This is a genomic window from Blautia luti, assembly GCF_033096465.1.
GTDB lineage: Bacteria > Bacillota > Clostridia > Lachnospirales > Lachnospiraceae > Blautia_A > Blautia_A luti.
Genome location: NZ_AP028156.1, coordinates 2521712 through 2536782, shown reverse-complemented (window position 1 = coordinate 2536782; position 15071 = coordinate 2521712). Strand labels below are relative to the sequence as shown.

14 protein-coding genes are annotated in these 15071 nt (G+C 35.0%); all 14 read left to right on the top strand.

Annotation, left to right across the window (positions count from 1 at the left end):
* Positions 1 to 68 precede the first annotated feature (68 nt).
* The 14 genes from R8695_RS11710 (at position 69) to R8695_RS11645 (ending at position 14948) form a co-directional block, all read left to right on the top strand.
* A complete protein-coding gene (locus R8695_RS11710; RefSeq protein ID WP_118248152.1) occupies positions 69 to 1766 on the top strand; it encodes an RNA-directed DNA polymerase in 1698 nt (565 codons plus the stop codon).
* Between the two features lie 153 nt (positions 1767 to 1919).
* The gene (locus R8695_RS11705) at positions 1920 to 2786 is read left to right on the top strand and encodes a hypothetical protein (protein WP_118248151.1); all 867 of its coding nucleotides are present in this window, start codon (positions 1920 to 1922) and stop codon (positions 2784 to 2786) included.
* Between the two features lie 614 nt (positions 2787 to 3400).
* Positions 3401 to 4144 carry a DUF6602 domain-containing protein gene (locus tag R8695_RS11700; protein ID WP_317676277.1) on the top strand — a complete coding sequence of 248 codons (744 nt, stop codon included), beginning with the start codon at positions 3401 to 3403 and terminating at the stop codon, positions 4142 to 4144.
* 30 nt (positions 4145 to 4174) lie between these two features.
* A complete protein-coding gene (locus R8695_RS11695; protein WP_118248150.1) occupies positions 4175 to 6313 on the top strand; it encodes a PHP domain-containing protein in 2139 nt (712 codons plus the stop codon).
* Positions 6288 to 6596, top strand: coding sequence for a hypothetical protein (locus R8695_RS11690; RefSeq protein ID WP_118517037.1), 309 nt, complete (start codon positions 6288 to 6290; stop codon positions 6594 to 6596). Before R8695_RS11695 ends, R8695_RS11690 begins: the two co-directional genes overlap by 26 nt.
* 303 nt (positions 6597 to 6899) lie before the next feature.
* Positions 6900 to 8180, top strand: a complete 1281-nt coding sequence (locus R8695_RS11685) for an IS4 family transposase (RefSeq protein WP_154780269.1) — start codon at positions 6900 to 6902, stop codon at positions 8178 to 8180.
* A gap of 170 nt (positions 8181 to 8350) precedes the next feature.
* Positions 8351 to 8752 carry an IS66 family insertion sequence element accessory protein TnpA gene (tnpA, locus tag R8695_RS11680; protein WP_154780270.1) on the top strand — a complete coding sequence of 134 codons (402 nt, stop codon included), beginning with the start codon at positions 8351 to 8353 and terminating at the stop codon, positions 8750 to 8752.
* 92 nt (positions 8753 to 8844) lie between these two features.
* The gene (locus R8695_RS11675; protein ID WP_317676136.1) at positions 8845 to 10539 is read left to right on the top strand and encodes an IS1634 family transposase; all 1695 of its coding nucleotides are present in this window, start codon (positions 8845 to 8847) and stop codon (positions 10537 to 10539) included.
* Between the two features lie 15 nt (positions 10540 to 10554).
* Positions 10555 to 10800, top strand: coding sequence for a hypothetical protein (locus tag R8695_RS11670; RefSeq protein ID WP_154780978.1), 246 nt, complete (start codon positions 10555 to 10557; stop codon positions 10798 to 10800).
* A gap of 133 nt (positions 10801 to 10933) precedes the next feature.
* Positions 10934 to 11272 carry an IS66 family insertion sequence element accessory protein TnpB gene (gene tnpB / locus R8695_RS11665; protein ID WP_117689872.1) on the top strand — a complete coding sequence of 113 codons (339 nt, stop codon included), beginning with the start codon at positions 10934 to 10936 and terminating at the stop codon, positions 11270 to 11272.
* A 133-nt stretch (positions 11273 to 11405) separates the two neighbouring features.
* A complete protein-coding gene (tnpC, locus tag R8695_RS11660; RefSeq protein WP_167829786.1) occupies positions 11406 to 13082 on the top strand; it encodes an IS66 family transposase in 1677 nt (558 codons plus the stop codon).
* Positions 13083 to 13235: 153 nt separating this feature from the next.
* Positions 13236 to 13550, top strand: coding sequence for a hypothetical protein (locus R8695_RS11655; RefSeq protein WP_118588183.1), 315 nt, complete (start codon positions 13236 to 13238; stop codon positions 13548 to 13550).
* Positions 13551 to 13670: 120 nt separating this feature from the next.
* Positions 13671 to 14036: a PAS domain-containing protein gene (locus R8695_RS11650; RefSeq protein WP_154780979.1), complete on the top strand. Its 366-nt coding sequence runs from the start codon at positions 13671 to 13673 to the stop codon at positions 14034 to 14036.
* Positions 14037 to 14144: 108 nt separating this feature from the next.
* Complete coding sequence (locus R8695_RS11645) at positions 14145 to 14948, top strand: SDR family oxidoreductase (RefSeq protein WP_154780980.1); 804 nt, start codon at positions 14145 to 14147, stop codon at positions 14946 to 14948.
* Positions 14949 to 15071: the final 123 nt, after the last annotated feature.

The window sequence follows — 15071 nt, the reverse complement described above, 5'->3', positions numbered from 1 at the left end:
TTATTTTAATTGTTGAAAAAAATATGCTATATAATAAAAGCTACTTATAATGAAAGGAATATAAAATAATGGCTATAGGATACTATGATGCTAATTTTGAATCAAATGTAGAAGCTTTGTTACAGGGAATGTGGTATTCTGAATTACCAGAATTGATAGATATTACGAGAATTTATCACAATATGAGAAATGTTTTGGAAAAAATAGGACGAGGAGACTATGCTTATTATAAAGTAGATGATAATGGTTTTATTATAGACTTTAAGGGGATTGATTCTCCATCATATTTACGAAAACCAGGAGTAGAACCTATTACATATTATACATTTAAAAGAAATAAATCTTTGCGAGAAATGCAAATGGTAAATTTAATTCATTATTGTGCATTTATCTATAATTCATTATATGTGTTTGACGATATTTTTGCAAAACTGTATTTGGATGAAGAAAACTCAGAATATATTAGTAGTTCTAATTCTTATCTTGTTGTAGGAGAAAGTTTTAGTATTGATTTGGAATACGATGTAGAAGAAATTGATGAGGGTGTTTTTGTTAATGGAAATAATAAAACTGCAAGTTGGATTAAAATGGAAGAAGGTAAGATGAGGATTCAGAAGAACCAGAAAAGTAAAATTTATTTTATAAAGTTGGATATAGAATCATTTTTTCCAAATTTATATACACATTATTTGGCGAGAATTGGACAACGTGAACCATATAAAAGTTTAGACGTTCCGCAGTATTATTATGATTTTATGGATAAATTTCATCAAAGAATTAATGATAATCAGACGAAGGGAGTTCCAGCTGGAAATTTTTCATCGCATATTGGAGCTGAATTATTAATGTTGTGTGTAGATTATGATATTAGAAAAACAATTGGTGAGAGAAAAATAGGATATGTACGTTATGTGGATGATATGACGTTTTATTCAGATGATCAGCAGGAATTGGATAGTATGGTTATTAGTGTGCAGAAAATATTGACAAACTATCGTTTGAGAATTAATGGGAATAAAGTAGAAAAAGGGAAGTTAGTAAAAAATCAAGGGATGAAGATATCAAAGGTAGAGATATTTGAAAAATTTAAATATTTGAATAGTGTAGATAATTTAGAATTAAAATATGAGGATTTTTTTGACTTTAAATGTTATATAATCAACTTACTTGAGACAGGAAGAATCGGACAGATAAAAACGCTATTAACACGTTTTTTAAATAGAATGAATGAAGAAAAAATATTATTTAATGAAATTGATTCGTGGTTTTACTATTTTTTATCCTTGGTATTTGAAGAAGAAACCTTAGCCTGTCATATATACAAAATTTTGAATAAGATTTTAAAAATGGTTTCTAATAAAGCGGAACTCTTAGAAGAACTAGAAGAAAAGAGAAAATTTGTGGATATACATTATTCTGATAGTTTGATCCAGATATGGCATTATTATATAATGACGGAAAATATGAATGAAATGGATAGATTAAGTTTATTTTCAAAGTATATCGATGCGTTTAGTTTTTTTAATGCGAATCCGATTATTGTAAGTCATTTTATAATTCAAGGAAATAATAAAAATAGATCAGTTGTTGCATATATATGTCGAGGCTATAAGGAACAGACAGGGGAAGATGATTGGAAAAGTCGAATTATGTTTTCAAAATGGTGGTTACCAATCTTTAAAATTAAGATGTTAGATAGTTTTAATTATCAAAACTTTTTGGGAACGACTTTGTTTCCAGATGTGCTAAAAGATCTTGCAAAGTGATAATTTAACTAATTTTATGGGGTTAAAGTTATAAGATTAAAAATTAAGTATTTAATCATTATAAAGGATTAGCTAATAAACCAATGAATTAAAAAGTTTTGGATATTTTGTGAATTGAATGTTTTGATATAAATTAGGAAGGAGAGTTATGCTATGTATTATAGAAAAGAGAAAAGGAAAGAATATGATTTTTGCAATATATGTGGGAAACAAAGACAATTAACATGGGATCATGTACCTCCAAAATGCTGTAATAATCATTATGCAATAAAGACGAATTCTTGGATGGATGGTATTCCAAGAGAAACTAGTTATGGAAAGAATTATCAGAATGGAATTAAATATCGATCATTATGTGAAGAGTGTAATAACAAATTACTAGGAGCGAATTATGATAAGACGTTGGAAGAATTTACTAATCAAGTAGCAAGAATCATGCTGTCTTCAATCATATTACCACCAGTAATAAAAATATCTGTTCAAGTTAATAAATTATGTAGGGCAATTTGTGGACATATTTTGGCAGCAAAAAATTTTTATGATAATGAATGTTTAACAGAAAATAAATTGAGAAAATATGTTCTTTGTGAAGAGGAACTTCCACCTTATAATATGTCGTTATTATATTGGACTTATCCGTATTCTACTATAGCTATAATGAGAGATATTTGTGTTTATCCAAATTATAATAAATATGAATTCCCCAAAGGGGTAATAAGTATTATGAATGCATTTCCTGTTGCTTATATAATTTCGACTGACAAGGAAAAATGTGGATTATTTGACTTATTTAGTATATGTAGTAAAGACATAAATGAAATAATTGAAGTGCCTGTTGATTGTAGTAGTTGTTATTTTCCAGAAACTAAACATTTACGTCCATTTGCATGGCCATGTAATATATCTGATGATGAAGATGGAGCTGTATTCATGTTAGGAGTAGACAAATGTATGGATGATTCGAAACTTGCTAGACATTCTGTTGAAAATATTAATAAAATTAGAAGTAAAAAGTATTGAAGTATTAAGAATCTAACCATTTGATTAATGGAGGACATACGATACATATAAAAATGAAGAATAAACACAATGCTACGAATTCCATATTTCACGAATTATATAAAAATACGAAAATGGATGTGAAAGAAGACTATGTGTGTCTATTAGTTGAAAAAGGCGTATTCTGTAAAATGTGTATAGTATTGCCAGAGGTAATTAACTTTATTGTAATAAAGAAAGCAAATGCTTAGATACTACGTGATATAGCTATTTATGAATGAGAAAAGTACAGTTATTATATGATGATTAAAATGGTAAGTTGTTTAAGATAATGTCTGTATATATATATTGTGTGATAAAATCCGTTACAAATTGGTTAAAGACAGAATATTAATGCCCAAATAGATTTATGAATATGAAAAATGCCTAAAATAGATTTTGGAGAGAAAGGTAAGAAACAAAATATAAGCACTTGGACACATGATTTGTTTGATTTTTAAAGAGTGAACAATAATATTTCTGATGAATATATAAGAATTTATAAAAGAGTTAATGAAGATCCGGGAACAGCAGGAAATCAGGAAGAAGAAAACTGGAGAGAACTTTTAGAATCATGGATTACGCCTTATTTTTAAATAGTTATAAAGGGAAGAATTTTAAGCGCTTCGGTAGAAACAAGTCCACAAGTAGATGTAATTGTTTTATCTCCAGATTATCCTAAAAATATGTTAAATTGTAAAGAATACTTATCTGGAGGAGTTGTAGCTGCTTTTGAATGTAAAACTACATTAAGACGCAAACATATTGAGGAATTTGTAGAACATTCGAGGAAGATAGAGAAACTAGCGTTTAATGAGAATGGGACTCCGAGAAAAGATTTACAAAGTAAAATTTATTACGGATTATTAGCACATTCGCATGAAGGGAAAAAAGAAAATTCAAATCCAAAAGAAATTATAGAAAAGGCTATCTGGGAATATAATAAAAAGTATATTACACACCCTAGAGAAATCCCAGACATAATATGTGTTGCTGATTTAGGAGTATGGAAATCTCAGAAAATGATTGTACCAAACTACGATAACGTTAAAGGGTTAAAAGGAAATTTTGTTATGAGTGGGTATGTAGCATCGGATAATAAAGAAGAATTTTTTACTCCTGTAGGTGTATGTGTTTTTGATTTGCTTCAAAATATTGCATGGAGATATTCGAGTGTAAGAGATATTGTAACTTACATGAGAAAATTAAATATTTTTGGTAATGCTAGAGGATATGCAAGACCATGGGAATGGGCTATATTGTCTGAAGAAACACGGAAAAATATCTATAAGCTAAAAAATGGAGGATTTTTGGATGAATGGAGTATGGTAATAGATTAAAAACATTTATATCTGAGATAGGAGAAAATAATGAGAATTGATTTACATTGTCATACAAAGAAGGTAAAAACAGGAGATGCTTATACAAGAAATGTTACCAAGGATAAATTTTTTCAGAAAATTATTGAAGCAGAAGTTAAAATTGTTGCAATAACAAATCATAATCAATTTGACTATGAGCAATATAAAGAATTAAAAAATGCTACGGAAGGATATTGCGATATATGGCCAGGAATAGAACTTGATATTATAGGAAAAGTAGATCAAAAGGGAAATTATAAAAGAGGGCATTTGATAGTAATTGCTAATCCTAAAAATGTTGAGTTGTTTAATGTTCAAGTACAAGAATTGATTAAGGATGAAGATGTAAATACATTTCAAATTGGCGTGAAAAAAGTATATGATATGCTAGGAATATGTGATTGCATTTATATACCACATTTTCATAAAGAGCCAAAACTTTCAGATGAGGATATTCAGGAATTAGGGGAGTTATTACCAGATTCTAGCCGATTATTTAAAGAAACATCTGATTATCGAAGTCTGGGAGTTTTTTCAAATTTTGATTATAGTGTTATTATTGGAAGTGATGTGCAAGACTGGGACAAGTATGAAAATAGCAAGTTTGCAGATATAAGACTACCGGTACAAACATTTGAGCAATTTTGTTTGTTAGCAAAAAAGGATACACAAATAATAGATACATTGCTTAATCAAAAACGGAAAAAAGAGATTTCTGTTTCACCATATAAAAAAGTAAATTTTAAATTACCTTTTTATGAAGATATTAATATTATTTTTGGACAGAAAGGAACGGGAAAAACGGAAATTCTTGAATCTCTGAAAAAATATTATATTGAAAATGGAATTTCAATGGAAAGCTACAAAGGCAATGAAAAAGATACAGATTTTTCAAAAATGTTAAAAGTTAATGATGTAATAGCAACACCTGACAAGCTTCAATTGGATAGTATGAGACAACAGTTCACAGACATTTATAATTGGAAAGAAGAATTACCAACATCTTTTGAAAAATATATAAGTTGGATGGAAACAAAAGATAATAATAAAAATAAAGGAAGAATGAAAATAACAGAGTGTGTACATATAGAGGAGGGAATACGTGACCGAAAACTTGACTTAAATTATAAATATTTGAAGGAATTTACAGAATCTACATTTGAAAAAATTGATATAAAAAAATATTTGGGTGAACAAGATAGTGAAATTTTAATGACGCTATTAGAAAAACTATGTAAAAATATAAATGATGCAAAAATGCAAAAATGGAACAGTGACAAAAGTATTAAACTTACGAACTGGAGTATTGATAAGATAAAAGCAATAGCGGATAAATGTTCTGACACAATATCTAAACCTAGTAGTGCAGGATTTTATGATTTTGCCATGGAGAGGTTTAAACTGTTTGAAAATGTAGAAGAAATATGTAGTGCTTTTTCTGCCGTGGATAAAGTTGAAAAAGAATATTTGGGAAATCTTGAGGAAAAAGGTGATATATATATTCAAACGCGATACCGAATGTTAACCAAAGAATCACGTACAGATGAATTTAAACTGGGAATAACTATTCTAAAAAATTGTAAAACTGTAATAAATGAAATAAAGAAAGCTATTTTAGAGGAGAATATATCAGAGGAAATATCAAGCTTTCAAGAATTTTATGATGAAGGAATTAAAGATATAGGAGCATTTATTGGAGTATCTAAAGAAACTGCATTAGAAAATGGAGAAATTTATAAACCATCTAATGGAGAACGTGGAATTTTATTGATGCAGAAACTATTGGATTCAGAAAAGGATGTATATATTTTAGATGAACCAGAATTAGGAATGGGAAATTCATATATAACATCTAATATACTTCCGAGGTTAATTGATCTTGCAAAAAGAAGAAAAACAGTAATTATAGCAACTCATAATGCTAATATTGCGGTTGGTACACTTCCATATATTAGTATACTAAGAACGCATGAAAATGGGATGTATAAGACGTATGTTGGTAATCCATTTTATGATGAGCTTAGAAATATAGATGATGAAACAGACGTTAAGAACTGGACTCAAGAAAGTATGCATACTCTTGAGGGTGGTAAAAATGCATTTTATGATAGGAAGGATATTTATGAATCAGGAAAACAAAGTGATTAATGTACATTTAGAGAAAAGAGAAAGTAAAGACTATTTAGTATTTGGTTTTGAAGAAATTGCAGAAGTATGTCTTAATGATGATGAGAGTCAAAATAATTTGAAGAGTATATTTGTAAAGTTACTTGTGCAGCTTACAAAGCATCCAGTTGAATTACAGTTTTTGGAAAATCCGGAATATAAAACTGGATTATATATAGATGTGTGTAAAGAATACATAAAAGATTTAAATAAAGAAATTGCAAGTGTAAGAAAGAATATGCCAGAGAAACTAAAAGTTTCATAAGACTATTGTGAAATCATAGATATCAAAGGCAGATTATTAAATGTATTTTGTAAAAAGACTATCAGAGAAAAAGTAAATCCTCAAACGGTTCTTTCCACGCTTAGTTGAAGGATACTAGGGTCAGACCCCAATGTGGTCAACTTAAGCTCAGAATGCTGAAAATTCAACGATTCTGGGCTTATATTCTGGATTTTTTTATATAAATATCTTGACATATCCTCCTAAATATGTGGTTTATAGATTAAGCAATATTACGTTACCAGCGAAATATTTATCTATTCCAATACGTAGGAGGTATGCCATATGAATCGAACTAATATTTGTAAAAATATCGTCCAATCCATTAAAGATTATATCACAGATCAAGTTAAACTGGAACCCCATCGGGTGGAAAAACATTTTGTACGGCGGAGAAAACTTTCACTTTTGCAAGTTATTATCTATCTGTTCTTCTCTTCAAAAGCTTCCATGTTCCAGAATCTTTCACAGATCAGAGAAGAACTGGGCACGTTTTCTTTTCCGGATGTTTCAAAACAGGCACTTTCCAAAGCCAGACAGTTCATTAATCCTTCACTGTTCAAGGAACTTTATTATCTTTCTGTTGATCTGTTTTACAGCCAGATCCCTTCAAGAAAGCTGTGGCAGGGTTATCATCTTTTTGCAGTAGATGGTTCCAGGATCGAACTTCCGAATTCAAAATCAACTTTTGATTTCTTTGGCGAAATGTCCAGCTATCCTGATCCCAACCGACGTTATACCATGGGACTGGCTTCCATAATTTATGATGTTCTGGATGATTATATCCTTCATGCATCTATCCATAAATTTCTCTCTTTTGAACGGGCAGCTGCATTAGAACATCTTAAAGTTCTTGAAGATATGGGACTATATAACAACAGTATTATTATTTTTGACAGAGGTTATTATTCAGAAGATATGTTCCGCTACTGTGTAGAGCATGGGCATCTCTGTGTTATGAGACTGAAAGAGGGAATCAATTTATCTAAAAAATGCAATGGTGATATGATTTCCATTCTTCAGGGAACTTCAAAAGAAGGTACTTCCGATGTACCTATACGTGTCCTTAAGATCCCGCTTGATGATGGCACAAAAGAATATCTTGCAACAAACCTGTTTGATCCTGCTGTTACAAAAGATATGTTCCAGGAACTTTACTTCTACAGATGGCCTGTAGAACTTAAGTACAAAGAATTAAAAAGCCGCTTTGCCATGGAAGAGTTTTCCGGTGCTACTGCAGTATCTATACAGCAGGAATTTTACATAAATATGCTTCTATCGAATCTGGCTTCCCTTATAAAAAATGAAGCAGATGAGGAAATACAGATTTCTGCCAAAAGCACAAATAAGTTCCGTTATCAGGCCAATCGTGCATTTATCATTGGACGGATTAAAAGTATTATTCCCAAAATACTCTGCGGACTGTTTGAGCTTTCAATTATTGAACAGTTATATACAGATGCTGTACGTTGCAGATCACAGCTCCTGCCCGGAAGGTCATTTCCAAGGAAGAAATTGAAATCCAAGGGACGTTCACATTTTCGAAATAAAAAAGTTTCTTTCTAAAATAGAACCAGCATTCATCAATAGGCTTATTTAAGTGCGGTCATTTGTAAGCGCTTAAATCTTGGGTAGCTTTACTGTCTACATTTTTAAACTCATAATGATAGTAAATAGATTTTTACTACACTCCGCTTGATAGGAGATAGAAATTTACTACATTTGGAGGTTTCATTATGAGTAAGAAACGTGCTCCAGGGCGTTCCCTGGACGAATGGATGGAACTGGTAACCGAATGCAGACAAAGCGGCCTGACAGATGCTGCATGGTGTAATGAGCATGGGATATCTCCCAGCTGTTTTTACAATGCAGTTACCCGTCTCCGCAAAAAAGCCTGTCAGATACCGGATCCAGTTGGAAAAGCCAGCACTCTTGACCTTACATCCCATAAACAGGATGTAGTCCAGATTGCTATAGAACCGGAGTCTTCTCCGGCAGGACTGATCCCAGATAATGGAAACAGACCTATGCACCTTGACAATTCACATACGATTGAAATCGAAGCAGACGGATTGCTTATATGTGAACTTCCAGTAATTTTTCCGCCTAAAGAAAAAAGAACAAAAATAAAATCATAAAAAATCCCGGTTTTCTGCGCTTTTCCATTGCAGACAGCCGGGAAATATAGTACAATTATTTTAGGCGGATAACCGCCTAGAAGGAGGGCGCTATGTATCTGGATTTTTTAGTGAAAGTACCAACTGTAAAAGGCAAGATCACACGAAGAAAAAAGTCAAATGTTGTATATATAGAGTATGAGTATGACCGGGTTTATGATCCATCCCGGAAGTATACTTTTCCCAAAAGAGTAACGATCGGAAAACTGTCAGATACAGATCCGGAATTCATGAAACCGAATCAAAATTTCCTGAAATATTTCCCCGATGCAGAGCTTCCGGAAAGCAAAAACAGGACTTCCAGAAGCAGTTGTCTCAGGGTAGGAACATATTTTGTACTGCGTAAGATCATAGAAGAATGCAGCTTGAACGATATCCTTGGAAAGTATTTTGGATCGCGTGATATGGGGCTGTTTTTAGATCTGGCTGTTTATTCGATCATAGCAGAAAACAATGCAGCGCAGTACTATCCGGATTATACATACAACCATCCACTTTTTACGGAAAAGATGAAACAATACAGCGATTCAACCGTATCAGATTTCCTGAATTCAGTAACAGATGATCAGAGTACAGGATTTCTGAATACATGGAATGAGTCACGGAATTACCGTGAAAAGATTTATATTTCTTATGATTCAACGAATAAAAACTGTCAGGCCGGGGATATAAAAATGGTGGAATTTGGGCATCCGAAAGTAGATATGGGAGAGCCGGTATTTAATTATGCAGTTGCGTATGACACTCATAATCAGGAACCATTATTTTATGAAAAATATCCAGGAAGTCTGAATGATATCTCCCAGCTTCAGTTCATGCTGGATAAAGCATCCGGATATGGTTATAAGAAGATCGGATTCATTCTGGACAGGGGATATTTCAGCTGCGAGAATATACAATATATGGATAAATGTGGGTATAGTTTTGTTATCATGGTGAAAGGGATGTCTGCCTTTGTGAATGAACTGATCCTGGAAAATAAAGGGACATTTGAAAATAAGCGGGTAAACAATATCTATGAATATGGAGTTTACGGAAAGACAATACGGCACAAACTGTATGCAAGTGATAAAAAAGAGCGTTATTTTCATCTGTATCATAGCATTTCAAAAGAAAGCGCAGAACGGATAGAGATTGAAAACCGGATCAACCAGATGACGCAGTATCTGAAAAAGTACCAGAATAAGGTAAAGGAATTCGGTCCTGGATTTGAGAAGTATTTTAACCTTCATTATGATGAAAAGAGCCAGGCTTTTATACTACCAGAAGAACGGTGCAGTGTGGTAGAAAGAGAACTGGATCTGGCAGGATATTTTTGTATCGTTACATCGGAAAAGATGAGTGCGAAGGAAGCAATCGAACTGTATAAGAGCAGGGATGTATCGGAGAAACTATTCCGCGGAGACAAATCATATCTGGGGAATAAGAGCATCCGGGTGTATTCAGAAGAATCAGCAAGAGCGAAGATATTTGTTGAATTTGTAGCCATGATAGTGCGCTGCAAGATGTATATAAAACTAAAAGAAGAAATGAAAAAACTGGATAAGAAACTGAACTATATGACTGTACCGGCGGCAATAAAAGAGCTGGAAAAAATAGAAATGGTACGTCAGTTAGACAATATATACCGTCTGGATCATGCAGTAACAGCGAACCAGAAAGTAATATTGAAAGCCTTTGGACTGGATGCGGATAGTATAAAATACTTTGCGTCAGAGCTGAGTAAGGAACTGAAAGAAGCAGAATAAGGAAGGAAAATAAAGATGACAAGAACAAGAAAAACAAGTAAGGAAGCATTGGAAGAAAAGATTAAAAAAGCAGAGGCTGATGTGATTGCAGCGAAGAAAAAGTATGACCAGGCAACAGCAAATCTGAAAGAACTGTTAGATAAGCGGGATGCCATAAGAAAAGAAGAGATCCTGTCAGCAGTTGTAAAAAGCGGGCGGTCATATGAGGAGATCATGAACTTTTTAAATGCAGGATCAGATGGAGAAAAGACGGAAAAATAGAATTATTTTGAAGCACAGATATAGGGACTCTCGATTTAGGCGGAAAAAGACTGGAAGTTCACATTATACGAATGAGTAATGAGATCAAACCGTTACTTCTGAAGATGCTTATGGATACGCTTAAGGAGTCGTTATGTTAGCGGACATCTCAAGTGTTGATGCGATCTATATCGTCTGTGGCAGAACAGATATGCGCAAGTCTATTGATGGATTATGTGCGATCATCCAGGAACAGTTTTCGATGGAGATCGACCATGCACTTTTTCTTTTCTGCGGTCGTAAATGTGACCGTATCAAAGCTATTTTAAAAGAACCTGACGGGATCGTTATGATCTACAAAAGACTGACCGCCCAGGGATCTTACCGGTGGCCCAGGAATAAATCTGAGGTCCGGAATCTTACATGGCGGGAGTTCGACTGGCTGATGTCTGGCATTGATATTGAGCAGCCTAAAGCGATCAAGGCAACATAAAAAAGATGCACATAAAACTCTTGTTTTTTGCTGTATTTTCGGCACTTTCAAGGTCTGGTAAATCCGCTGTTTTGCTGGGAAAAGCCACTGTTTTCTGGTATAATGGAAACATCAGAAACAGGAGGAAAAAGCAGTGGCAAACAGTTCCAAAGATATCCAGCTCCGTGAGCTGAAGGACATGATAAACGATCTCAAAAAGATGATAAAAACACTTCAGGCAACTGTCGATGCTGCTAATAAACGGGAAGAGGCTCTCACCCAGGAGCGGGATAATCTGAAAGAAGAGATAGACCTTCTCCGTAAAAAACTGTTTGGCTACTCCAGCGAAAAAAGGACCCTCGATATTCCGGGTCAGTTAAACTTTTTCAATGAGGCGGAGCTGGAACAGGATCCAGAAGCTGCAAAAGCAGAGGATCTTGAAGCACTCCTTCCGGAAAAAACAGCCAAAAAACGAAAAGCAAGAGCTACAGATGCGGAACGTTTTAAGGGAGTTCCTGTTGAAAAAAAGTATCTGGAGTTTTCTGAGGAAGAGAAACTCTGTCCTGTCTGTGGTACCCCGCTGAAAGAAATCGGGGAAGAGTTTGTCCGCCGGGAACTGGTTTTTGTACCGGCAAAACTGAAAGTATATGAATACTACAGTAAGAGCTATGAGTGCCCGCAGTGCAGGCTTCAGGATATTCCGGTTATCAAAAAAGGAAAAGATGGCAGATCTCATATGCTTTATGGAATGGCTTCTGCCGGAACGGTTGCCTGGGTAATGTACCAGAAGTTTTGTAATGGTCTCCCATACTACCGTCAGGAAAAGGATTGGAAACAGTATGGCGTGGAGATCACCAGAGCTACTATGGCAAACTGGGTGATCCGGAATTCTGAAGCATTTTTTCTTCCTATGTACGAATACTTCAACAGGAAACTTCTGGAACGTGGATTCGCGATGGCAGATGAAACGCCACTTCAGGTTCTGCATGAACCGGAACGCCGTGCACAGACCAAGTCATATATGTGGCTGTTCCGCAGCGGTGAAGACGGAGGACCACCTATTATCCTCTATAAATACTCGGAGACCCGAGCCGGGGACAATGCCGTAGATTTTCTTCACGGCTTCAAGGGTTATCTGATGTGTGATGGCTATAGCGGATACAATAAAGTACCGGATGCCAAACGTACAGCCTGCTGGGCACACATCAGAAGATATCTGACAGATGCCATCCCTAAGGGAAAGGCGCTGGATTATACCCAGCCATCCGTACAGGGAATGCTGTACATTAACCAGCTCTTCCATCTGGAAGATGTGATCAGATCAAAGTATGCTTCCTTCGATGCAATTAAAAAGGCTCGCCTTGAAAAAGAAAAGCCGGTAGTAGAAGGCTTTTTGTCGTGGCTTGATCAGCAGAACCCTATCCGTGGAAGCAGAATGGATAAAGCTGTCACCTACATTCAGAACCGCCGCTCCTATCTGACTATCTATCTCGAAGATGGGCGCTGCAGTTTTTCTAACAATCTCAGTGAAAATGCGATCCGTCCGTTTACAGTAGGCCGTAAAAACTGGCTGTTCTGTGACACACCAAACGGAGCCCAGGCCAGCGCTATCGTGTACACAATGGTAGAGATGGCAAAAGCCAATGGAGTAAACGTCTATCACTATCTTACTTATCTGCTGGAAAAACTACCTGATGATAGAATGCGTGATGATGAGTTAGAACTTCTGGCTCCATGGAACGAAACCGTCAAAGCTGAAATCGAACGTCGTGCAAACGAATCAAATCAATCCTATGTGAATTGTCAAGGTGCTCCGGCTACTGAAAAGTAGTCGGGGATTTTTCTATCATACCTAAAAATTAAGCGCTTACGAAATGAGCTGTCAGTAGAAATTTCAAAAGAAGACTATAAGAAAATTATAACAGGAGTATTACAGGAAAGACCGATTGAGCAGATTGAAGGGATTTCGGATGTAATTGATAAAATGACGGAAAATGTTGAATTTGCGGATCGTTTTATGAATAAAAATGGTTCATTAAGAAAAACACCATTAAAGAAAAAAAGAGCTATTTCAAAACTTGAATTTTTTATTCCAGAATATGAGTATCGGCGATTAAAAAAGATGAAGAATCCAATAGAGACATTGGAACGCCCAGTGGAACATATGACTGTTTATCGGAATGATGGTTCCAGTGTGACTTTGACAGCGGAGAATGGACGTGTGAGTATTGTTGACTCCAGGGAGAAGAATGTAAGGCATATTATTGAGGCAGATTATTTTGTTTCGAAAATTTTGTAATAATTTATTATAAATACCATTGATGGTGTCCGTATGTATGCCAACGGATATTTAAAGATATTTGATGTGGATAGTAAACTATTAGACGAAAGAAAAAAATGAAAGGACATAAAAAAATATATGATTAGTTTTTATAAGAGTATTGTTGACCAGGACAGGGCTTCGATTGTTATATGCAACCTTAAGCATGAGATTATCTACATGAATCCGGCAGCTGTTAACAGCTATGCGAAGCGAGGCGGTGATAAACTTATTGGAAGAAGCCTGTTAGATTGTCATAATCAGGAATCCAGGGATAAAATACAGAAGGTAGTGGACTGGTTTGCGGCAGATGAGAGCCATAACCTTGTCTATACTTTCCATAATGAGAAGCAGAATAAAGATGTTTATATGGTTGCACTCAGAGAAGAGGGAAAACTGATAGGATATTATGAAAAACATGAATATCGAAACGCAGAAACTATGAAACAATATGATTTGTGGTGATGTTATGGCGCAGGACGAATGGTGCAGACAGTTATTCAAAAATGAGAAAATACGACAGGAACTTACCCGTGTGGTAAGAAGAAAAAATGGAATGAGGTAAGTAACAATATGGAATCAAAACAGAAAAGAACAGCTCTTGTCACCGGCGGAAGTTCCGGAATCGGACGATGTACTGCAGTAGCATTGAGTAAGGCTGGCTATATAGTCTATGAGTTCAGTCGCCGGGATGTTCCTGTAGAAGGCGTGAGGCGTATGTGTGTAGATGTGACAGATGAGGCTTCCGTGCAGGAAGCTGTTGAGCAGATCCTTTCGGAAAGAGGAAGTATCGAGATTCTTGTAAACTGCGCAGGTTTTGGTATTTCAGGTGCGGTGGAGTTTACAGAATCAGAACAGGCGAAAGCGCAGTTTAATGTGAATTTTTTTGGAACTGTCAATGTAAGCAGAGCTGTTCTTCCATCTATGCGCAGACAGCACAGTGGACATATTGTCAATATCAGTTCTGTGGCAGCGGTGGCACACATTCCGTTTCAGGCATTTTATTCAGCCAGTAAAGCAGCAGTGTCTTCTTATTCCTGCGCGCTTGATAATGAAGTAAGTCCTTATGGTGTTAGGGTAACAGCAGTAGAACTTGGAGATATTCATACCGGTTTTACCCAGGCCAGACAAAAGACAGTTTTGGGTGATGATGAATACGGTGGCCGTATTTCACGCAGCGTCAGTCAGATGGAGAAAGATGAACTGAGTGGGATGTCGCCGGAGGTTATTGGTACATATATTGCGCAGATCGCACAGAAAAAGAACTGCGCACCAATTTGTGTGGCGGGTGTGAAGTATAAGATTCTGAGATTGTTATGTAAAATTCTGCCATGTACATTACGGGGAAAGATTGTGGGTTCTATTTACGCAAAATAACTGAGATTATTTTATAGAATCCCGATATAGCCCGGGTGTCTGGATATATAACAGTTTTTTTCAGCTTTACGTTAAAATAGTTTCATGCTATCATTATTTTATTAAAAATTTTGATAACGTGAA

What these genes read in the sequence shown, in the direction of transcription:
- tnpA (WP_154780270.1), top strand. Translation starts at nt 8,351, where the DNA reads ATGAGTAAGAAACGTGCTCCAGGGCGTTCCCTGGACGAATGGATGGAA.
- tnpB (WP_117689872.1), top strand. Translation starts at nt 10,934, where the DNA reads ATGTTAGCGGACATCTCAAGTGTTGATGCGATCTATATCGTCTGTGGC.
- R8695_RS11690 (WP_118517037.1), top strand. Translation starts at nt 6,288, where the DNA reads ATGAATCAGGAAAACAAAGTGATTAATGTACATTTAGAGAAAAGAGAA.
- R8695_RS11655 (WP_118588183.1), top strand. Translation starts at nt 13,236, where the DNA reads ATGACGGAAAATGTTGAATTTGCGGATCGTTTTATGAATAAAAATGGT.
- R8695_RS11685 (WP_154780269.1), top strand. Translation starts at nt 6,900, where the DNA reads ATGAATCGAACTAATATTTGTAAAAATATCGTCCAATCCATTAAAGAT.
- R8695_RS11670 (WP_154780978.1), top strand. Translation starts at nt 10,555, where the DNA reads ATGACAAGAACAAGAAAAACAAGTAAGGAAGCATTGGAAGAAAAGATT.
- R8695_RS11705 (WP_118248151.1), top strand. Translation starts at nt 1,920, where the DNA reads ATGTATTATAGAAAAGAGAAAAGGAAAGAATATGATTTTTGCAATATA.
- R8695_RS11650 (WP_154780979.1), top strand. Translation starts at nt 13,671, where the DNA reads ATGATTAGTTTTTATAAGAGTATTGTTGACCAGGACAGGGCTTCGATT.
- R8695_RS11695 (WP_118248150.1), top strand. Translation starts at nt 4,175, where the DNA reads ATGAGAATTGATTTACATTGTCATACAAAGAAGGTAAAAACAGGAGAT.
- R8695_RS11710 (WP_118248152.1), top strand. Translation starts at nt 69, where the DNA reads ATGGCTATAGGATACTATGATGCTAATTTTGAATCAAATGTAGAAGCT.
- R8695_RS11645 (WP_154780980.1), top strand. Translation starts at nt 14,145, where the DNA reads ATGGAATCAAAACAGAAAAGAACAGCTCTTGTCACCGGCGGAAGTTCC.
- R8695_RS11675 (WP_317676136.1), top strand. Translation starts at nt 8,845, where the DNA reads ATGTATCTGGATTTTTTAGTGAAAGTACCAACTGTAAAAGGCAAGATC.